A 19,570-nucleotide genomic window follows, 5' to 3' on the forward strand; every position below is an offset into this window, starting at 1 on the left:
GACCCCTCCCCCTGCCCCCCTCCCGCAAGGGGAGGGGGGACAAGGAAGAAGCGGGGCTATTCTGAGAAAGCTTCATCCTTCGGCAAAACATTCATCGGACGCTCGGTCATGAAACCATCGGGCACGTCGATGGTGCGCATCAGCTCGAAAAACTCTCCCCAGCTATCGGCACCTGGTCGATCGGACAGAGTCACATCGCCCGTGCGGGCGTCACGGGACGCATAAACCGTATCGCCGTCGAATCGGAAGTCGGCGGGCAACCGGACGATCTGGCCGGCGCCCGTTCTGAACAGCTTCAAGACGCGAGTCTCGGGCATGAGCGCCTCCCGCACATCTTCAGGTCGTTTCGGCCCTTCTACAACCACCCCTTCCGCTTGAACCACAGATAGGGCAGCACGGCGGACAGCACCATCAGACAGAGGGCGAAGGGATAGCCGACCGCCCATTTCAGCTCGGGCATGATGTCGAAATTCATGCCGTAGATGCTGGCCACCAGGGTCGGCGGCAGGAACACCACGGCGGCGACCGAGAAGATCTTGATGATCGCGTTCTGCTCGATGTTGATCATCCCCATCGAGGCGTCGAGCAGGAAGGTGATGTTGTTGCCGATATAGGTGGCGTGGTCGGTCAGCGACGCCACGTCCCGGCTCAGGCTCTTCAGATGGGTGCGGAACACCTTGTCCTTGGTGGCGTCGCCGACGGCCAGGAAGCTCAGCAGCCGGGCCAGGCTGACCAGGCTCTCGCGCGCCTTCGACACCAGGTTCTGGCTGCGGCCGATCTGCTTGAGGTTGGCCTCCAGCTCCTCGTTGGTGGTGCGCTTGTGCACCGCCTCGTGGACCTTGAAGATGCGCTGCGACAGCCCGTCGACCTCGCCCGCCACCCGCTCCAGGATGTCGGCGGTGCGGTCGACGATGGCCTCCAGAAGCCCGATCAGCGTGGCCGAGCCGGACGGGCACAGCATCGGCTGGCGCTCGGCATGGGCGATGAAGCCGGTCAGCGATTTCGGCTCGGCGTAGCGGATGGTGACCAGGGTCTGGCCCTTCAGCACGAAGGTGATCGGGGCCGTGCCCGGCGCATCGGTTTCGGTGGCGTAGAGCACGCTCGCGGTCATGAACATGCCGCCGTCTTCCTGGTACAGCCGGCTCGACGCCTCGATCTCCTGCATCTCCTCGCGGGTCGGCAGGAACAGGCCGAGCTGCTTCTCGGCCAGCCGCTCCTCCTCGGCGGTCGGGTTGAACAGGTCGATCCAGACCGTGTCCGGCGGGAAGCCGGCGTCCTCGGCCGGCTCGACCGAGGCGAAACGGGCGTTCGAAAGCGTGTAGATGCGCAGCATCGCGGTCTGTCCCCTGCGGCCGGCGCATCGCCGGGCCGGGGCGCCGCGGTGTCTAGCGGGGCCTTCCGGCCGGCGCGGCGCTGGGCCGTCCGTTCCCTTTCGGGGCGATCCGGTCGGGTCGCCTCCGGTGGTCTGTTTCGTCCCGGTCGGGACGACTGTCTGGCTCGTCCATGTCTCGATTCGTCGAAGGCCGGGCCTGCCGGCACCCGTCACGCTCGGATGCCACCGCGGGATGGCGCCGTCAAGCCGCCGGCCGTGCGGATCCGGGGCCTCAGGTCAGGGCGTCGATCGCCTCGGTCGTCAGGTTGCCCGGCACGATGGTCAGCGGGATCCGCAGCCTGGCGATGGCCCGGCTGCTGGTCAGGTACTGGATCAGCGGGCCGGGGCCGGCGGAGGAGACGGTGTCGGCGCCCAGCACCAGCACCGAGATCGACGGCTCCTCGGCGATCAGGGCCATCAGCTCGTCGCGGGCGGCGCCCTCGCGGATGTGCAGGATCGGGATGGTGCCGGTCAGCTGGTTGACCTCGCGCGCCACCCGCTGCAGCCGCTGCTCGGCCTCGTGCCGGGCCTCCTCGCGCAGCACGTCCTCGATCGCGCCCCAATGCTGGATCTCGCTCGGGCTGATGACGTGCAGCAGGGCGACGCGGCCGCCGGTGTGCTGCGCCCGCCGGCAGGCGTAGCGCAGCGCCGCCCGCCACTCCTCGGTGTCGTCGACGACGACGAGGAAGATGCGCGGCAGCTCCTGCTTCGGGGTTTCTGGGGCGTTGTCGGTCATGGCACCCTCAAAGATGGGAAGGGGTCAGGCGCGGCGGAAGACGACGCTCGCCAGCCAGCCGGAGGCGACGGCGACGATGATGGCGGCCAGCCCGTACAGTGCCGGCTCGCTCTGCGCGAACTGGTAGATCTCGGCACCCATCCCGACCTTGCCGACGATCAGCGGCGTGGTCTGGGCGTCGACCACCTGGCCGCCGCGGAACAGATAGGCCTCCACCTGGTACTGGCCGGTCGGGACGTTGGCCGGGAACTCGATCCGGGTCCGGAACAGGCGGCCGCTGAGGAAGCTGACCTGGCCGGTCTCGACGACGTAGAGGCCGTCGCGCTGCAGGCCGCGGATCAGCGCGTCGCGATAGGCGGCGATGGCCTCGGGCCCGGCCTCGCGGTCGTCTTCGCCCGGGATCAACTGCAGGTATTTCAGGCCGATGCCGGCACGCTCCAGCACCGGCGGCGGCGCCAGCTCCTCGAGCGGCTTGCTCGAGGCCACGGCGTAGAAGCCGGGCACCCCGCCGAACTTCATGCTGGCATGGTTCAGCCAGATGCCGGCGACGCGGTCCTTCTCGCGCACCGTGGCCCGGTCGGACGGGCCGCGCACCACCACCGCCACGTCGCCCTCGCCCTCGGTGGCGCCGAACAGCAGGACCTTGGTGCCGGTGAAGCCGGTGTTGATGGCGATGACGTGGTCGGACAGGTCGGCGACCAGGTCCTGGGCGGCACCGGGCCGGCAGACGGTCAGCGCCGCGGCCCAGACGGCGACGGCGAGGACGAAGCGCAGCACGGCTCAGCCCCCCCGGCGCATGGCGACGGAGAACAGGTCGGCCGGCGTGCCGATCAGGTCGAAGCCGACCTTGACGCAGATGATCAGCACCAGCGTCGCCAGCAAGGCGCGGGCCTGGTCGCCGCGCAGCCGGCCGCTGGCATGGGTGCCGAACTGGGCGCCGATCACGCCGCCGGCCAGCAGCAGCAGGGCCAGCAGCACGTCGACCGTCTGGTTCTGGAAGGCCTGCAGGAAGCAGACCAGGGCGGTGGTGAAGATGATCTGGAACAGCGAGGTGCCGGCCACCAGCGAGGCCGGCATGCCCAGCAGGTAGATCATCGCCGGCACCAGGATGAAGCCGCCGCCGATGCCCATGATCGCGGTCAGGAAGCCGCCCAGCGCGCCGATCGCGATCGGCGCCAGGGCGCTGATGTACAGCCGCGACTTCGGGAACCGGGTCTTGAACGGCAGGCCGTGGAACCAGCCGTGCTTGTGCAGCTTGCGCCGCTGTCCCGGCGAGCGGCGGGTTCGCAGCATCGACCGCAGGCTCTCGATCAGCATCAGCCCGCCGACGGTGCCGAGGAAGAGGAGGTAGAACAGATTGATGGCCAGGTCGATCTGGCCCAAGAGCTGCAGCAGGCTGAACAGCCGCACCCCCAGCACGCTGCCGATGACGCTGCCGGCCAGCAGCACCAGCCCCATCTTCAGGTCGACATTGCCGCGCCGCCAATGCGCCAGCATGCCGGAGACGCTGGCCGCGACCAGCTGGTTGGCCTGGGTGCCGACCGCCACCGCCGGCGGGATGCCGATGAAGATCAGGAGCGGCGTCATCAGGAAGCCGCCGCCGACGCCGAACAGGCCGGACAGGAACCCGACCAGCCCGCCCATGCCGAGAATCAGCAGGGCGTTCACCGAGACCTCGGCGATCGGCAGATAGACTTGCATGGCGCGGGGTCCCGTCCAGTCTCACCGGCACCTTAGTCGGTGAATGAGCCAATGCGAAGGCCGTTGGCGGCCGCGGCGAAGCGATGCGGCCGCGGCATGGCCGCCTCGGTTATCCATGCCGTACATGCATGTATGTTTCCGGTTAGCCGGTTCGTCGCCGTCTAGTGTATGGTGCTGCGCTTTTTGATTCACAGCATGAGCCCGTATGATCAATCGCGGGCCTGGGGACGGACTCGCGCATGATCCTCCGCTTCTTTCTGGTCGGGATCACCCTGATTATCGTCGTCGGCGCGCTCGTCGGCATGAATGTCATGCGCGACCAGGGCGTGGCGGCCTTCTTCGCCAATCAGCAGATGCCGCCGGTCGTCGTCTCCGCCGCCACGGCCGAAGCGAAGACCTGGACCGACTATCTCGAGGGCATCGGCACCGTCTCGGCGGTCGAGGGCATCCAGGTCGCCTCCGAAGTCGCGGGCACGGTCAAGTCGATCGACTTCAAGGCCAACGACACGGTCCAGGCCGGTCAGCGGCTGGTGCAGCTCGACGATTCGATCGACCAGACGGATGCGCGGCTGTACCAGGCGGCGATCGACCTGGCGCAGCGCACCCTGGTCCGGGTGTCGTCGCTGCGGGCGCGCGGCAACGCCCCGCAGGCCGATCTGGACACGGCGAATGCCGAGCTCTTGAAGGCCCAGGCCCAGCTCGCCCGCGCCGAGGCGGTGATCGAGAAGAAGGCGGTGATGGCGCCCTTCGCCGGCATCGTCGGCATCCGCAAGATCGATATCGGCCGCTATGTCGCCCCAGGCGATGCGCTGGTCACCTTGCAGCGCCTCGACCAGGTCTATGCCGACTTCACCCTGCCGGAACAGGCGTTCAGCCGCATCAGCCACGGCCAGAAGGTGGAGGTGCGGGCCGATGCCTTCCCGGACGAGGTGTTCCGCGGCGAGGTTACCGGCATCGAGCCGGTGGTCGACACCGCCAGCCGCATGGTCAGGGTGCGGGCCACCATCGACAATCCCGGCCTCAAGCTGCGCCCGGGCTTCTTCGCCAATGTCCGGCTGATCCTGCCGGAGCGGCCGAGCGTCGTGACCGTGCCGCAGACCGCGATCACCTTCAGCCTTTACGGCGACACCGTCTTCGTGATCCGCGAAAAGAAGGCGGAAGGCGGCCAGGGGCAACAGCAGCAGGCCGCCGGCGATGCCGGCCAAAGCGCGGGCCAGGGCCAGGCGCCGGCCGGGCCGCAGCTGGCGGTCGAGCAGGTCTTCGTCCGGGTCGGCCAGCGCCAGGGCAGCGTCGCCGAGATCGTCGAGGGGGTGAAGGCGGGCGACCAGGTCGTCACCTCCGGCCAGCTCAAGCTGCAGAACGGCTTCCCGGTGGTGATCGACAACTCGGTCGACCCCACCCGTCCGCCGCAGGCCGGATCGTAGTTCCGGCGGGAAGGGGGAACGCCGCCATGAACTTCACCTCGATCTTTATCCGCCGGCCGGTCCTGGCCTCGGTGGTCAGCCTGCTGATCCTGCTGCTCGGCCTGCAGGGCCTGGCCACCCTGCCGGTGCGCCAGTTCCCGAAGACCGAAGAGACGGTGATCACCATCACCACCGCCTATCCGGGCGCCAGTGCCGACCTGATGCAGGGGTTCATCACCACCCCGATCGCCCAGGCGGTGGCGAGCACGGAAGGGCTGGACTACGTCACCTCCTCCTCGGTCCAGGGCGTCAGCACCGTGTCGGTGCACATGAAGCTGAACGCCAACCCTGATGCGGCGCTGACCGAGGTGCTGACCAAGGTGCAGCAGGTCCGCAACGACCTGCCGACGGAATCCAAGGACCCGGTGGTGGTCAAGGGCACCGGCCAGGAGATCGCGATTCAGTACATCGCGCTGGACAGCGACCGGATGTCGCCGGAGGAGGTGACCGAATACATCACCCGCGTGGTGCAGCCGCAGCTGTCGACCACCGAGGGCGTGGCCGAGGCCGAGATCCTGGGCGCCAAGAGCTTTGCCATGCGGGTCTGGGTCGACCCGATCCGGCTGGCCGCGCGCATGGTGACGGCGGCCGACGTGGTGACGGCGATCCGGGCCAACAACTTCCAGTCGGCGCCGGGCCGCACCGAGGGCGAGCTGGTCACCTTCGCCATCCGCACCGACACCACGCTGCGCACGGCCGAGGCCTTCGGCGACCTGGTGGTGCGCTCGGACGGGTCCAACATCGTCCGGCTGAAGGACGTGGCCCGGGTCGAGCTGGGGAGCGAGAGCTACGACGCTCGCGTCACCTTCAACGGGCGCGAGGCGATCTTCATCGCCATCAACCCGACGCCTGCGGCCAACCCGCTGACCACGGCCGCCAACGTGCGTGCGGCGATGGTCGACATCGAGCGCCAGATGCCGGAGGGCATGCGCGGCGAGATCGTCTACGACGCCACCGAGTTCATCGAATCCTCGATCTGGGAGGTCGGCAAGACCATTCCCGAGGCGGTGGCGATCGTTGTCGTCGTCATCCTGCTGTTCCTCGGCTCGTTCCGCGCCGTCGTCATACCGGTCGTCACCATCCCGCTGTCGCTGATCGGCGTCCTGTTCTGCCTCTACGCGCTCGGATACTCGATCAACACGCTGACCCTGCTCGCCATGGTGCTGGCCATCGGCCTGGTGGTCGACGACGCCATCGTGGTGGTGGAGAACATCCATCGGCACATCGAGGAGGGGCTGACGCCCAGGCAGGCGGCGCTGAAAGGGGCCGCGGAGATCGCCGGGCCGGTGGTGTCGATGACCATCACCCTGGCCGCGGTCTACGCCCCGATCGGCTTCGCCACCGGCCTGACCGGGGCGCTGTTCCGCGAATTCGCCTTCACCCTGGCCGGCGCCGTCATCATCTCCGGCATCGTCGCGCTGACCCTGTCGCCGATGATGACCAGCAAGCTCCTGAAGCCGCATGGCGCGGGCGCCGGCCGGTTCCAGCGCGTGGTCGACCGCTTCTTCACCGGGCTGCAGGGCTGGTACCACCGGCGGCTGCACAACTCGCTGAACTACCGGCCGGTGACGGTGTTCCTCGCCATCGTACTGCTCGCCGCCTCGGCCTTCCTGTTCTGGAAGACGCCGAGCGAGCTGGCCCCGAAGGAGGATCAGGGCTTCGTCTTCATGATCCTCGAGGGCCCGCGCTACGCCAATCTCGAATACATGAACCGGTTCAGCGACAAGCTGATCAAGGATCTGCAGGCGATCCCGGAGCACGACGCGATCTTCGCGGTCAACGGCGCCGGCTCGCTGTCGTCCGGCTTCGGCGGCATGACCTTCAAGCCGTGGGGTGATCGCACCCGCAGCGGCGCCGAGATCGAGGCGCAGGTCCAGGGCATCGTCGGCAGCATCGCCGGGGTCGAGGGCTTCGCCACCTCGCCGCCGGCCCTGCCCGGCTCCGGCGGCGGCCCGCCGGTGCAGTTCGTGATCAAGGCCCCGGGCTCGCCCCAGCTGGTCTACGAGATGGCGCAGCAGATCGCCAACGAGGCACGGCAGAGCGGCATGTTCCTGTTCGCCAACGCCACCCTGGCCTTCGACCGGCCGGAGCTGTCGGTCGAGATCGACCGCAACAAGGCGGCGGCGCTCGGCATCAACATGGACGACATCGGCACCACGCTGAACGTCATGCTGGGCGGCAACGACATCGGCCGCTTCGACCGCGACAACCGCAGCTACAAGGTGATCCCGCAGGTCGCGCAGGAGAGCCGGCTGAACCCGGAGGAGCTGAACAAGTACTTCGTCCGCACCGCCGGCGGCGACCTGATCCCGCTGTCCTCGGTGGTGACGCTGAAGACTCAGGCGACGGCGAACTCCTACGCCCAGTTCAACCAGCTCAACAGCTCGACCATCCAGGCGGTGCCGACGCCGGTGATCGTCACCCTCGGCCAGGCGCTGACCTTCCTGCAGCAGACCGCCGACCGGATTCTGCCGCGCGGCATGTCCTACGATTACGAGGGCGATTCCCGGCAGTACATCACCGAGGGCAACACGGTGATGATCGCCTTCGCCTTCGCCGTGATCGTGATCTTCCTGGTGCTGGCGGCGCAGTTCGAGAGCTTCCGCGACCCGCTGATCATCATGATGTCGGTGCCGCTGTCGATCTTCGGCGCCCTGGCGGCGCTGAATGTCGGCGCGATCCTGGCGGGCTTCGGCTTGGACATCCCCGGGGCCAGCATCAACATCTACACCCAGATCGGGCTGATCACCCTGGTCGGGCTGATCACCAAGCACGGCATCCTGATGGTGGAGTTCGCCAACAAGCTGCAGGAAGAACAGGGGCTGTCGCGGCGCGACGCGATCGAGCAGGCGGCGGCGATCCGCCTGCGGCCGATCCTGATGACCACGGCGGCGATGGTGCTGGGCGTGGTGCCGCTGCTCTACGCCAGCGGCGCCGGCGCCGCGGCGCGGTTCTCGATCGGCCTGGTGATCGCGTCGGGCATGTCGATCGGCACGCTGTTCACCCTGTTCGTGGTGCCGATGGTCTACACCTACCTCGCCCGCGATCACCATCGCGTCGCCGAGGAGGAGGCGCCGCCGGCCCATCCGACGCCGGCGGAGTAGGCCCTCGGCGGGCCGGGTTCCTCCGCATCTCCGGGGCGGGGGCGAGCGCGGCCGGCGTCAGCGGCCGCGGGGCGGGGGCATGCCGTTGGCGTACATCCAGTTCTCGAGGCCGGCCAGGCTCTCCGCCCGCGCCGGCCGGCCGAAGCCGTTCGACTTCAGCAGCTCGCCCGTCGCCGGATCGTAGCTGACCACCGGGTCCGGCTGCGGCGGGATGGTGCCGAAGCTGTTGCCGATCCTGGGATCGAACACCCAGCGACGGCCCCCGTCCCAGTACATGCGGGTGACCGGATCCTCCCACCGCTTGCTGGCGCCGTTGTAGGTGATGGTGGTGTATTGCGACACGTCGGTCCTGGTCGGGTCGAGCGGCAGGGCGAGATAGGAATCGCCGGGCCCGGCGACCGGCATCCGGCCCTTGTCGTCCGGCCGCACCGATTTCGCCTGCTGCACCAGGGCGGAGACCTGCTGCGGCGTCAGCCGGTTCAGGTAGTCCGTGAACGCCGCCGGCTCCAGCCCCCGCCGCCTGGCCAGGGCGGCCAGGGCAGGGCCGACGCTGTTGCCGTCGGAATCGTGGTCGGCCAGCTGGTCCGCGATCTCGGGCCGGAGATCGGCGCCGGTGAGGAACTCGCGGGCATCGTCCTCGTTCTCGTTCGCCTTCTCGATCTTGCCATAGATGTAGTTGCCGACCGCCGAGGCCAGCAGCAGGGCGGCGCCGACCACCGGCACGGCGCCGGAGCCGTAGGCCAGCATCACGTCGGCCGTCGCGGTGCCGCCGAAGAAGATGGCGCGCGGAATGTCGCCCTTCGCCAGATTGTACACGGTGTAGGCGGCGTCGAGCGGGATATAGGCCTTGCCGAGCGCGCCGCTGAGCATCTGCCAGGGCCGGCGCTCGACGGCGACGAAGTCGCTCAGCCGGTCGAGCCGTCCGCCCTGCAGCTGCGGCAGCTTGGCGATGCCGGACTGGACCATGCCGCCGAGCAGCTCGAGGCCGTACTTGCCGGCGCCGGACGCGAAATAGAGGCCGTAGGCCTGGCTGAACAGGTCCTGGTTCTGGAACATCGCGTCGGCATGGATGCCCGCCAGAACGGTGCCGGCCAGCCGGTTGGCCTTGCCCATCCCGTTCGCGGCCGTCACGCCGGTGCGCGGCACCAGCCCGCCGTCGCGCTGGGCCTGCGACAGCAGGTCGTAGGCGGGCTTGGCCCGGTAGGCGATCACCTCGTTGACGAAATCCTGCGTGCCGCGGATCGGCCACCACGGCGTCACCTTGCCGGGCGGCGGCCGTTCGACCTCGTCGGACAGGTTGGCCAGCTCGACCAGCGTCGCCGGGCTGCTCTTGACCGCGAATTCGAGGGCGTCGCGGTCGCCGGTGTCGTCGCGCGCGCCCTTCAGCTTCGCGAAGTCGCCGGACCCGCCCAGCTCCGGCTCATAGGCGTTGATCGCCGCCGCGGTGCGCAGCAGCGCGTCGCCGCCGCGGGCGACGGTGTCATAGGCTGCGGCGGCCTTGTCGGCGGTGTCCGGATGGGCCTTCAGATAGGCCGCCATGGCCTTCTGGAACTGCGCCTGGTCCAGCAGCTGGCCCGGCCCCTGCTTCAGGAAGGCCAGCGTCTTGGTGGCGTCGCCGAAGGCGCCGACATCCGCCACGACCCGCTGCCGCAACGTGCCGAGCCCCTCCGCCGCGGCGGCGACCAGGGCGTTGCCGTAGTCGCGGCGGTCGGCCGGCATGGCGGCGGCGACGGCCAGCGACAGGGTCGCGCCGTCGCCCTGGCCGACCGTCCAGGCGAAGGCCTTGGCGACGTCGTGCGCCGGCCGCTCGCCCGGCGCGTAGCGCATGTCGTCGACATCGGGCATCTGCTCGGCGAGGCTGGAGGCCAGGCCCTTGACGGCGGTCTTGCCGTCGGGCGCCAGCCCGGCCCGGTCTGCCGCCGCCGCCAGGTCGCCGAGGGTGACGGCGAAGGTGGCGTCCATGCCGAACGACTTGTCCTTGCGCGCCGCCTGGATGCCGGTCTCGTCGATGCTGCCCAGGTCGATCGGGTTGCTCCCCGGCCCGGCGGCGCCCGGCGCCGGCAGCTTCTCGCGCGCCTCCCGGCCGAGATCGGCGGAGATCTTGTCGATCACCGGCTGCGACGCCTGCAGGATGCGGGCCGCCACCACGGGCGAGGCCTGGCCGGCGACCTCGCGCAGCTTCGCCGCCGCGGCCGGGGCGCCGCCGCTGGCATAGGCGTCCGCCACGGCCCGGGACGGCTTGCCGACCAGCACCTCCCGCGCGGCGGCGTCGATCGCCGACCGGTACTGCTCGTCGTCCGGCCCGTAATTGCTCAGGGATGCGGCCCGCTGGGCCACCTTGGTCTCCGCCTCCGCCGGCGATCCGACGCCCTTCGCCAGGGCTTCGAGCTGCGGGACCGCCGCCTGGGTGACCAGGTCCCATTTGTGCTGCGCGGCATTCGCGGCGGCCCCGACCCGGTCCGTCGGGGTCGGCCCGTTGCCCTCCGGATCGTTCGCGATCGCGGCCGCCGACCGGTCCGCCGCCTGCGCGTCGCCCGCCAGCGCCAGGATCGTGTCCGTCGCGGCATGGGTGCGGCCCTGGCCCTCCCATTCCCGCTCGACGGTCTGGCGCGCCTGGTCGACGATCGTCGCGAACCGGGCATCCCCCGGCGCCCTGGCCTTGATGTCCCCGATCGCGCCGTCCAGCCGATCGCCCGGTGTCGGCCCGTCGCGGCCCACGCGGCGCAGCTCGGCCTCCACCAGCGGCTGCACGCCGGCCCAGGCCTCCTGGCCGGCGGTCCCATGCGTGCGGTGCGCCGTGTCCAGGGCCTTCAGCTGCTGCGTCGCGGCCTCGCGCCGGACGTCGTCCAGGATGACGATCCGGTCCCCGGGGCGCAGGCGCCGGGGATCGACCCCGGGATTCGCCGCCTCCAGATCCTTGTCGGTCTGCCCGACGCGCGGCGCGATGCTGGAGAAGGTGTCGCCCGGCCGCACCTGATACGCGACGGCTCCCGACGGGTCCTTGGCCGGATCGGGCAACGGTGCGGACCGGCCCTGGGCGTCCTGCCATTCGGCCGTCCGATCCCGGCCGCCCCCTGTCGCGGTCTGCCGCGGCCCTTCGAACAGGACGCGGCGAGGTGTTGCCGGAATGGTCATCGGCGAGCCCCCATTTACGCTGCGGGCAGAAAACACCGCCCGGACGGTCGTGGCGCCTTTGCAGCAACAAATATTACAGATCAGTTAAACTGAGAAGTCATAAATAAACTCATGACAATTCGTCCTGGAAAGTGACGAGACATTGCTTGTGTCCGTCAGAATAATTGTGCGCGATTGTCCAGCTTCAGCTCGAGCTCGTCCCGGCACGGCGGGCCAGAAGGTGCCGGGCGACGTAGAGGTCCTGGACGGACAGTCCCGAGCTGTCGAAGACGGTGATCTCCGCCGCGGCGCGGCGGCCGGGATGGCGCCCCGCGAGGACGTCGCCGATCGCCACCGGCGCCGCGTCCGGCGGCGCGTGCTGGAACTCGCCGATGGCGCGGGACTGGGCCGGCAGGTCGCAGAACAGGCTCGCCCCGGCCAGGAGGTGCGGCGGCAGCTCCTGCTTGCCGCGGGCATCCGACCCCATGCTGGCGACATGCGTGCCCGGGCGCACCCAGCCAGCCTCGAACAGCGGCGACGTCGCCGATGTGGCGGTGACGATGATGTCGGCGGCCCGGCAGGCGGCCTCGGCGGCGGCGGTCTCCGCCGCGAGGCCCTGGTCGCGCAGCTCCGCCGCCATCGCGGCGCCCTGCTGCGGGTTCCGCGCCACCACCAGCACGCGGCGGATCGGGCGGATGCGCGCCACGGCCGCGCATTCGTACCGCGCCTGGTGGCCGGCGCCGAAGACGGCGAGGGTGGCGGCATCGGGCCGCGCCAGCGCATCCGCGGCGACGGCATCGGCGGCGGCCGTGCGGTAGGCGTTCAGGGTGCCGGCCTCGATCGCCGCGCCGATCCGGCCCTTCTCCTGGTCGAACAGCAGGATCAGCGAGTTGTGGCGCGGCAGGCCGATCGCCGGGTTGCCGGGCCAGTAGGAGCCGACCTTGAGCCCCGCGACATCGGCCGCCGCGGCGGCCTTGACGGTGAAGCGGTTCTCCCGCGCCGACCCGTGCCCATGCACCACCGGGAAGGAGTCGGTGCCGGCTTCGCAGACGGCGATCAGCGCCTCGCGGACGGCCGCATAGGCCATCTCATGCGTGGCCAGGGCGGCGGATTCGGCTTCGGGGACGAACAGCATCATCGGCCTCCTGTCTACCAGCCGCCGAAGCGCGGCCAATGCGCGAGGCCCGCCGCCGGGTCGGCCGGCAGCACCTCGTAGCCGCCGAACTGGGCGGCGGTGGCGCAGGCGTGGTTGGGCAGGATGCGCAGGCGGGTGCCGGCCGGCAGGTCGGGCAGGGCACCCCGGCTGCCGGGGCGGAGCGAGACGACGCCGTGCTCCTGGTTGGCGCCGGAGACGACGAGGTCGCCGAGCACGGTCCCCTCGATGTCGCAGACCAGGCCGCAGCCCTGGTCGACCGCCTGGCCCGCCGTGCCCCGGTCGCGCGACAGCGCCATCCAGCCGGCGTCGATGAAGAGGCAGCCGCGCTCGCGGTTCTGCCCGATGACGCTGGTCAGCACCGACAGCGCGATGTCGTCGGTCGAGCACACGCCGATGCCGGCCATGACCAGGTCGAAGAAGACGTAGACGCCGGCGCGCATCTCGGTCACGCCCGACAGGTCGCGGGCGGCGTGCGCGGTCGGCGTCGAGCCGACGCTGACGACCGGGCAGGGCAGGCCGGCCGACCGCAGGGCCCCGGCCGCCGCCACCGCGGCGGCCCGTTCCCGCTCGGCGAAGGCCGCATGCGCCTCGGCGCCGGACACGCCGTAGCTTTCTCCGGCATGGGTCAGCACGCCGCGCAGCTCGGCGCCGCCGTCGTGGAGCATGCGGCCAACGGCCGGGAGGGCCGGATCGTCGGGCCTCAGCCCGCCGCGATGGCCGTCGCAATCGACCTCGATCAGGGCCGGGATCCGCGCGCCGGCCCGGCGTGACGCCTCGGCCACGGCCGCGGCCTGCCCAGGCGAATCGAGGATGACCGACAGGTCGCAGCCCCGGGCGCGGATGGCGAGGACCCGGTCCAGCTTCTGCGGGGCGATGCCGACCGCGTAGACGATGTCGCGGATGCCCGCCGCGGCGAACACCTCCGCCTCCTTCAGCGTCGAGACCGTCGCCGGGCCGTCGCCGCCCGTCAGGACGCGCCGCGCCACCTCGATCGACTTCGCCGTCTTGAGATGGGGGCGCAGCGCCACGTTCAGCGGCTGCAGCCGACTGCGCAGGCGCTCGATGTTGCGGAGCATGCGGCCTTCGTCGAGGACGAGGCCCGGCGTTTCGACGGCGTGGAGACGATCGGCGGCGGACATCGGCGGCTTCCGAAGCAGGATGTACGAGGTCTAGACGGAAGCCAGTGCAGGCGCAATTTACCGCTCCTGCATTCAAGGTTAAGTTCAGCCTTAATGATCACGTCGCAGGACCTCCAGTTCTTCGCGGTGGTGGCGGCGTCCTCGTCGCTCGCCGCCGCGGCCCGCGCCCTCGGCGTGACCCCGCCGGCCGTCACCCAGCGGCTTCGCCAGCTGGAAGAGCGGCTGAAGGTGCGCCTGGTCGACCGCACCGGCCGAAGCCTGCGGCTCACGGCCGAAGGCGCCCTGCTGGCCGAGCGCGGCGCCCGCGTGCTGGGGGAGATGGCCGGGATCGTGGAGAGCATGGCCGATCGCCGGCAGGCCGTCCTGGGGCACCTGCGGGTGGCCGCCCCCTTCGGCTTCGGGCGGGCCTATGTCGCCCCGGCCATGGCGGCGCTGAAGGCGCAGCACCCCGAGGTCGAGCTGACGCTGATCCTGTTCGAGGATCCCGCCGGCGGCCTCGCGGCCGGCAGCTGGGACGTGCTGGTCCAGGTCGGGCCGCTCGCCGATTCGGCCCTGACCCTGCGCCGGCTGGCGCCGAACCGCCGCCTGCTGTGCGCCGCGCCGTCTTATCTGGCGAGGCGCGGTGCGCCCGGGCGGCCGGAAGAGCTGCGGGGCCACGACTGCGCGGTGATCCGGGAAGACCGGGCCGACGTCACGCTCTGGAGCTTCACCCATGCCGGCGGGCGGCGGGCCACGGTCCGCATCCACCCGGTCCTGAACAGCAATGACGGCGGGGTGGTCCGGCAATGGGGGCTCGCCGGCCTCGGGATCATCCTGCGCTCCGAATGGGACGTCGCCGCGGACCTGCGGGCCGGCCGGCTCGTGCCGCTGCTGCCGGACTGGCATCTGCCGGACGCCGATGTCGTGGCGCTGCTCGGCCCGCGGACCGGACGCGTGGCGCGGACGGAGCGGTTCCTGGACGTTCTCGAGGCGGCGCTGCGGCCCGTCCCCTGGCGGATCGCGGAACCGGCGTGAGCGCTTCCGGCCCGGCCGTCATGTCTCATGGGTCGCGGCGGTCCGCGCCGGGCTGGAGGCAGCCCTCGCGCACGGCGTGCCGGACCTGGTCGCGGCGGACTCCCATGTCGGTGAGCAGGTGGTCGCTGAGCGCCAGCAGCATCGCCGTGTCCCGCCGGATCCGCAGCCGATGCCGGATCCAGGCCAGGCCGCGGGCGGCGGCGGTCGCCGGCCGGGCCGCCGGGACGGCTGTCCGCGAGTTGCGGGATGAAACGATCGTGGTCATCGTCGGGTCTCCTTGGCTGTCGATCCTCGATGCTGGCCCGGTCGGGGCGGGATCGATGTCACCTGGGTCACCCTAGGGCGATCGAAGTTTTTCGTGTTAGCGCCACTCCGTCGATTTATGTATGTGAGTCGCCATGATCCATCCGGACAACCGGGTCCATCCCGATCTCGACCGGCCGGAGGGGGAGGACTACCCGGCCGCCGCCCTCACCTTCGCCGGCGAGGTCGAGGCCGGGCTGCACTTCCGGTCGCACAGCCACCGCTGGGCCCAGCTGTTCCACATCGTCTCCGGCTCGGTGACGGTCGAGACCGGGCGCGGCAGCTTCGTGGTGCCGCCGGAACGGGCGCTGTGGATCCCGCCGGACGTGCCGCATGCCGTGACCTATCTGCAGCGATCCGCGCTGCGCTACCTGTTCCTGCGGCCCGAAGCCGTGCGCCACCTGCCGCGCGAGCCGTCGGTGATCCGGCTGTCGCCGCTGCTGCGCGAGCTGGTGCTGGCGCTTCTGGGCTATCCGCGCGACGCCGCGACAGGCGGCCCGGCGGGGCGGATCGTCGACGTGATCCTCGACCAGCTGGTGACCGAGCCGATCGCGCCCCTGCACCTGCCGATGCCGCAATCCGCCCGGCTGCGGCGCGCCGTCGCCGGGCTGGCGGCCGACCCGGCGGGGGCCGACGGCCTGGCCGAGGTGGCGCGGCGGGCGGCGCTGTCGGAACGGTCCTTCGAGCGGCACTTCCGGGTCGAGACCGGCCTCAGCTTCCGGGCCTGGCGGCGCCAGGCCAGGCTCCTGAAGGCGGTGGAGTGGCTGTCGCTCGGCATTCCGGTCGGCGAGGTGTCCGACCGGCTCGGCTATGAAGGGCCCAGCGCCTTCGTCGCCGGCTTCCGCAAGGCCTTCGGCGTCACCCCCGGGCGGTATTTCGCGGAGGGCGGCTGAGCCGCTCCCTTGGCAGGTCGCGCCGGACGCGGTACCGAATCCGACACGGCAGCGGAATTTCTGCTGGAAATAGGAGGATCGTCCATGCGTGCTTCCCTCGCCGGCCTGGTTGCCCTACTGGCGGTCGCCGCCGCCATCCCGACATCCGCCGGGGCCGACGAATGCGACAACGCCCAGGGCGGGCAGGCCGGGCTGAACGAGTGCTACGGCAAGGCGTTCAAGGCGTCGGATGCCGAGCTGAACAAGCTCTATAAGGAGATCGAGGCCCGGCTGAAGGATGACCCGGACACGACCAAGCTGCTGGTGACGACGCAGCGGGCCTGGATCGCCTTCCGCGACGCGGAATGCAATTTCCAGGAGTCCGCCGTCTCGGGCGGCACCGCCGCCCCGATGATCCATTCGATGTGCCTGGACGGCCAGACCAAGAGCCGGATCGAGGACTTCAAGGCCTATCTGAACTGCGCGGAAGGCGACATGAGCTGCCCGGTCCCGGCGGCGAACTGATCATCTGTCGCCGCTTCAGGAGGACGATCCATGGGAGCCTCGACGGCCGGACCGCCCCTCACCGGCGGCTGCCAATGCGGCCAGGTGCGTTACGAGCTCACCGGCGCACCGCTCGGCCTGTATGTCTGCCATTGCCGCGAATGCCGGAAGCAGTCGGCCTCGGCGTTCGGGATCTCGGCGTTCTTCCGCAGCGCCGACCTTCGCCTGCTCGGCGGCACGCTCAGCCGCTGGTCGCGGCCGACGAAATCGGGATGGGCGATCGTCTCCTTCTTCTGCCCGAACTGCGGATCGCGCCTCTGGGACGGCGACAAGGACCGGGAGGACGAGATCTGCATCAAGGGCGGCTCGCTCGACGAGCCGCTGGACCTGAGCGAAGCCGTCCACATCTGGACCAGCCGGGCCCTGCCCGGCGTGATCATTCCCGGGCACGCCCGGCAATGGCCGGAGGATCCGGACTAGGCGCGGCCGGCCCCGTTCGCAAAGGCGCGGGGGCGGCCGTATGGCTACCGCAGCAGCTTGAGCGAGCCGGTCAGCGACTTGACCCATTTCGCCGGGCCGGCGAGGCCCAGCCCGTCGATCGCCTCCTCGCCCAGGTCCCGGGCGGGGAAGGCCGCCTCGTACTCGGCATAGGCGTGCAGCGACCGGGCGAAGGCCGGAAAGGGCACCACCGCCCGCTCGCCCACTCCCTCGACTGGCGGCTGGGCCAGCGCCTTCAGCAGCAGCGCCCGGATCGCCTCCGCATCGGCCTGCAGCACCGGCACCGGCTGGTTCGAGCTGATGTCGATGGTACGGTCCCGGCGGTCGGTCAGCCGGCGCGCCGCCAGGGCCGGCAGCCGGGCGCCCAGCCCGATGGCGATGGCGCCGGCGGTGTTGGCGATCAGCCCGAGCGGCAGGCCGGGGTTCACGACGATGGGTAGGATCTGCCGGGAAACATCCGCTTCAAGGTAGATCATGCTCGAACCAGTCGATCTCCGCATCCTCGCCGCCCTGCAGCAGGACGGCCGCCTGACCAACCAGGCGCTGTCGGCCGAGGTCGGGCTGTCGACCTCGCCCTGCTGGCGGCGGGTCCGGCAGTTGGAGGAGGACGGCGTCATCCAGGGCTATGCGGCGCTCTTGGACCGGCGGCGGATCGGCCTCGGCGTGCTCGCCTTCATCCGGGTCAGGATCGACAGCCACAGCGAGGCGGAGGCGGAGGAGTTCTCGGAGAGCGTCCGGCAGTTGAAGGAGGTGGTCGCCTGCTACAGCATCGCCGGCGATTCGGACTTCCTGCTGCAGGTCGTCGCCCCGGATCTCGACAGCTATGCCGACTTCGCCATGGCGGTGGTGCGCCGCCTGCCCGGGATCAAGGAGATGCAGACGATGTTCGTGCTGAAGGAGATCAAGCCGTTCAGGGGCTTCCCGCTCGACAAGGCTTGAGGCGGGGCGACCCCCCTCACGGCTGGCGCAGCACCACGACGGCGTAGGTGCAGGGGTGCGCGCCCTCGTTGCGGAAGGTGCAGTCGACGGGCGGGCCGAGCTCGAGGCAGTCGCCGGCCTGCATCTCGTGCCGCGCCGCCCCTTCGACGAAGACCAGTTCGCCGCCCAGCACCCAGATCAGCTGGCGCTGGAAGGCGTAGGCCGAGGCCGGCATCGGCACCTCCCGCCCGGCCGGCAGCTCGATGCGGACGAGGTCGAGCGGCAGGTCCGTGCGCGGCGACACGTGCCGGCGGAGATAGCCGGTCTGCGGGTCGGTCCACACCGGCTGGTCGGCCCGCCGCGACAGCCGGCCCTGCTGCATCTCCGCCCGCGCCATCAGCGTCGACATGCTCAGGCCGAAGGCGCCGGACAGCTTGCCCAGCAGGCTGGCCGTCGGGCTGCTCTCGCCGCGCTCGACCTTGAACACCATGGCGCGGGAGACGGCGGCGCGTGCGGCGAGGGCGGAGAGGGACCAGCCGCGGCTCTCCCGCTCGATCCGGATACGGGCGCCGATGCGCCGGTCGATGCCGTCGGATTCCATCATGCGTACTACTATAATGGACCATATGAGCAATGCGTATCACTAAAGTGGACGACATTGCGAGGACGCCGTATCAACGAGCTGTCCATGGCCGTGAGGGTGAGATGCGCATTCGCGACGCCGAGGCCGGAGACGTCGACGGCATCCTGGCGATCTACAACGACGCCGTGCTGCACACGACGGCGATCTGGAACGAGACCGTGGTCGACGCGGCGAACCGCGCCGCCTGGCTGGGGGAGCGCCGGCGCCTCGGCTACCCGGTGCTGGTGGCGGTCGACGATGACGGCCGGGTGGCGGGGTACGCCTCCTTCGGCGACTGGCGTGCCTGGGACGGCTACCGCCATACCGTCGAGCATTCGGTCTATGTCCACCGCGACCGGCGCGGCGGCGGGGTCGGCAGGGCGCTGATGCTGGAGCTCATCGTCCGGGCGAAGGCCCTCGGCAAGCACGTCATGGTCGCCGGCGTCGAGGCGGGCAACGCCGGCTCCATCCGGCTGCATGAGAGCCTCGGCTTCGAACCGGCGGGGGTGATGCGCGAGGTCGGGGCGAAGTTCGGCCGGTGGCTCGACCTCGCCTTCCTGCAGCTGCGGCTCGACGCACGCGCCGATCCGGACGGCCGGGACTGATGGGCGCCGCCGCCACGGTCGCGCTGCTGGTCTCGGCCGGGCTGTGCCTGGTCCTGCAGAACCTGCTGATGGTGCGGATCACGCTGTCGGCCTCGACCGTGCTGGTCGCGCTGGTGATCAACTCCGCCGTCGGGCTGACGGCGCTGCTGGCCCTGCTGCTGCTCCGCAACGGCCCGGGCGGCGTGGCCGAGGCGGTGTCGGCCCTGCGCCCCTGGGCCTTGCTGCCGGGGCTGCTGGGCTCCTTCTTCGTCTTCGCCGGCATCCTCGGCTACCAGCGGCTTGGGGCGGCGCCCACCATCGCCATCCTGGTGGCCAGCCAGCTGGCGGCCGGGCTGGCGGCGGATCAGCTGAAGTCCGGCGCCCAGGCGCTCTCGACGCAGGGGCTGCCGATCCTCGGCGCGATCCTGCTGGTCGTCGGGGCCTTTCTGATCGCCCGGCGGGGCGTCTGA

20 protein-coding genes are annotated in these 19,570 nt (G+C 70.6%); 9 read left to right on the top strand and 11 right to left on the bottom strand.

What is annotated here, in order from left to right; all coding sequences use genetic code 11:
- Window positions 1-56: 56 nt before the first annotated feature.
- From ACFW16_RS13900 to ACFW16_RS13920, 5 genes are all read right to left on the bottom strand, one after another.
- On the bottom strand, window positions 57-317 hold the full coding sequence (locus tag ACFW16_RS13900; RefSeq protein WP_380305837.1) for an antitoxin: 261 nt from the start codon (window positions 315-317) through the stop codon (window positions 57-59).
- Window positions 318-355: 38 nt separating this feature from the next.
- The gene (locus ACFW16_RS13905; RefSeq protein ID WP_380305840.1) at window positions 356-1,333 is read right to left on the bottom strand and encodes a magnesium transporter CorA family protein; all 978 of its coding nucleotides are present in this window, start codon (window positions 1,331-1,333) and stop codon (window positions 356-358) included.
- A gap of 271 nt (window positions 1,334-1,604) precedes the next feature.
- On the bottom strand, window positions 1,605-2,108 hold the full coding sequence (locus ACFW16_RS13910) for a universal stress protein (protein WP_380305842.1): 504 nt from the start codon (window positions 2,106-2,108) through the stop codon (window positions 1,605-1,607).
- Between the two features lie 24 nt (window positions 2,109-2,132).
- A complete protein-coding gene (locus ACFW16_RS13915) occupies window positions 2,133-2,885 on the bottom strand; it encodes a TIGR02186 family protein (RefSeq protein ID WP_380305844.1) in 753 nt (250 codons plus the stop codon).
- Between the two features lie 3 nt (window positions 2,886-2,888).
- Entirely contained in the window at window positions 2,889-3,809 is a 921-nt protein-coding gene (locus ACFW16_RS13920; RefSeq protein WP_380305846.1) for a sulfite exporter TauE/SafE family protein, read from the bottom strand.
- A gap of 239 nt (window positions 3,810-4,048) precedes the next feature.
- Between ACFW16_RS13920 and ACFW16_RS13925 the strand changes: the two genes are divergently transcribed.
- Together ACFW16_RS13925 and ACFW16_RS13930 are read left to right on the top strand one after the other, a co-directional pair.
- Entirely contained in the window at window positions 4,049-5,233 is a 1,185-nt protein-coding gene (locus ACFW16_RS13925) for an efflux RND transporter periplasmic adaptor subunit (RefSeq protein WP_380305848.1), read from the top strand.
- 26 nt (window positions 5,234-5,259) lie between these two features.
- Window positions 5,260-8,376: an efflux RND transporter permease subunit gene (locus ACFW16_RS13930; protein ID WP_380305850.1), complete on the top strand. Its 3,117-nt coding sequence runs from the start codon at window positions 5,260-5,262 to the stop codon at window positions 8,374-8,376.
- Between the two features lie 57 nt (window positions 8,377-8,433).
- On the opposite strand, the gene ACFW16_RS13935 is transcribed toward ACFW16_RS13930, so the two are convergent.
- From ACFW16_RS13935 to ACFW16_RS13945, 3 genes are all read right to left on the bottom strand, one after another.
- On the bottom strand, window positions 8,434-11,511 hold the full coding sequence (locus tag ACFW16_RS13935; protein ID WP_380305852.1) for a LysM peptidoglycan-binding domain-containing protein: 3,078 nt from the start codon (window positions 11,509-11,511) through the stop codon (window positions 8,434-8,436).
- Between the two features lie 184 nt (window positions 11,512-11,695).
- Entirely contained in the window at window positions 11,696-12,625 is a 930-nt protein-coding gene (locus ACFW16_RS13940; protein ID WP_380305854.1) for an ornithine cyclodeaminase family protein, read from the bottom strand.
- A gap of 14 nt (window positions 12,626-12,639) precedes the next feature.
- On the bottom strand, window positions 12,640-13,785 hold the full coding sequence (locus ACFW16_RS13945; RefSeq protein WP_380305856.1) for a DSD1 family PLP-dependent enzyme: 1,146 nt from the start codon (window positions 13,783-13,785) through the stop codon (window positions 12,640-12,642).
- 93 nt (window positions 13,786-13,878) lie between these two features.
- Between ACFW16_RS13945 and ACFW16_RS13950 the strand changes: the two genes are divergently transcribed.
- Window positions 13,879-14,799, top strand: coding sequence for a LysR family transcriptional regulator (locus ACFW16_RS13950; protein ID WP_380305858.1), 921 nt, complete (start codon window positions 13,879-13,881; stop codon window positions 14,797-14,799).
- A 25-nt stretch (window positions 14,800-14,824) separates the two neighbouring features.
- Here ACFW16_RS13950 and ACFW16_RS13955 read toward each other — a convergent pair whose 3' ends face one another.
- Window positions 14,825-15,064 (bottom strand): hypothetical protein, encoded by a 240-nt coding sequence (locus ACFW16_RS13955; RefSeq protein WP_380305860.1) that lies wholly within the window; start codon window positions 15,062-15,064, stop codon window positions 14,825-14,827.
- 133 nt (window positions 15,065-15,197) lie between these two features.
- On the opposite strand from ACFW16_RS13955, the gene ACFW16_RS13960 reads away from it, so the two are divergent.
- The 3 genes from ACFW16_RS13960 to ACFW16_RS13970 all read left to right on the top strand — a co-directional run bounded on the left by ACFW16_RS13960 (window position 15,198) and on the right by ACFW16_RS13970 (window position 16,958).
- The gene (locus tag ACFW16_RS13960) at window positions 15,198-15,995 is read left to right on the top strand and encodes an AraC family transcriptional regulator (protein ID WP_380305861.1); all 798 of its coding nucleotides are present in this window, start codon (window positions 15,198-15,200) and stop codon (window positions 15,993-15,995) included.
- 84 nt (window positions 15,996-16,079) lie between these two features.
- Complete coding sequence (locus tag ACFW16_RS13965; protein WP_380305863.1) at window positions 16,080-16,499, top strand: lysozyme inhibitor LprI family protein; 420 nt, start codon at window positions 16,080-16,082, stop codon at window positions 16,497-16,499.
- A 30-nt stretch (window positions 16,500-16,529) separates the two neighbouring features.
- The gene (locus tag ACFW16_RS13970) at window positions 16,530-16,958 is read left to right on the top strand and encodes a GFA family protein (RefSeq protein WP_380305865.1); all 429 of its coding nucleotides are present in this window, start codon (window positions 16,530-16,532) and stop codon (window positions 16,956-16,958) included.
- Window positions 16,959-17,002: 44 nt separating this feature from the next.
- Here the strand turns inward: ACFW16_RS13970 and ACFW16_RS13975 are convergent, their stop codons facing one another.
- Window positions 17,003-17,452: a DUF2000 domain-containing protein gene (locus ACFW16_RS13975; RefSeq protein ID WP_380305867.1), complete on the bottom strand. Its 450-nt coding sequence runs from the start codon at window positions 17,450-17,452 to the stop codon at window positions 17,003-17,005.
- Between ACFW16_RS13975 and ACFW16_RS13980 the strand changes: the two genes are divergently transcribed.
- Window positions 17,451-17,915: an Lrp/AsnC family transcriptional regulator gene (locus ACFW16_RS13980; protein ID WP_380305868.1), complete on the top strand. Its 465-nt coding sequence runs from the start codon at window positions 17,451-17,453 to the stop codon at window positions 17,913-17,915. The genes ACFW16_RS13975 and ACFW16_RS13980 overlap by 2 nt on opposite strands.
- Window positions 17,916-17,931: 16 nt before the next feature.
- Here the strand turns inward: ACFW16_RS13980 and ACFW16_RS13985 are convergent, their stop codons facing one another.
- Window positions 17,932-18,498 (bottom strand): helix-turn-helix domain-containing protein, encoded by a 567-nt coding sequence (locus tag ACFW16_RS13985; protein ID WP_380305870.1) that lies wholly within the window; start codon window positions 18,496-18,498, stop codon window positions 17,932-17,934.
- 101 nt (window positions 18,499-18,599) lie between these two features.
- Here ACFW16_RS13985 and ACFW16_RS13990 point away from each other — a divergent pair, with 101 nt between their 5' ends.
- Together ACFW16_RS13990 and ACFW16_RS13995 are read left to right on the top strand one after the other, a co-directional pair.
- Window positions 18,600-19,121 carry a GNAT family N-acetyltransferase gene (locus ACFW16_RS13990; protein ID WP_380305872.1) on the top strand — a complete coding sequence of 174 codons (522 nt, stop codon included), beginning with the start codon at window positions 18,600-18,602 and terminating at the stop codon, window positions 19,119-19,121.
- Window positions 19,121-19,570 carry a DMT family transporter gene (locus tag ACFW16_RS13995; RefSeq protein WP_380305874.1) on the top strand — a complete coding sequence of 150 codons (450 nt, stop codon included), beginning with the start codon at window positions 19,121-19,123 and terminating at the stop codon, window positions 19,568-19,570. The genes ACFW16_RS13990 and ACFW16_RS13995 overlap by 1 nt, the downstream gene beginning before the upstream one ends.

Origin of the sequence: Inquilinus sp. NPDC058860, from assembly GCF_042743185.1 — a bacterium.
Lineage (GTDB): Bacteria > Pseudomonadota > Alphaproteobacteria > DSM-16000 > Inquilinaceae > Inquilinus.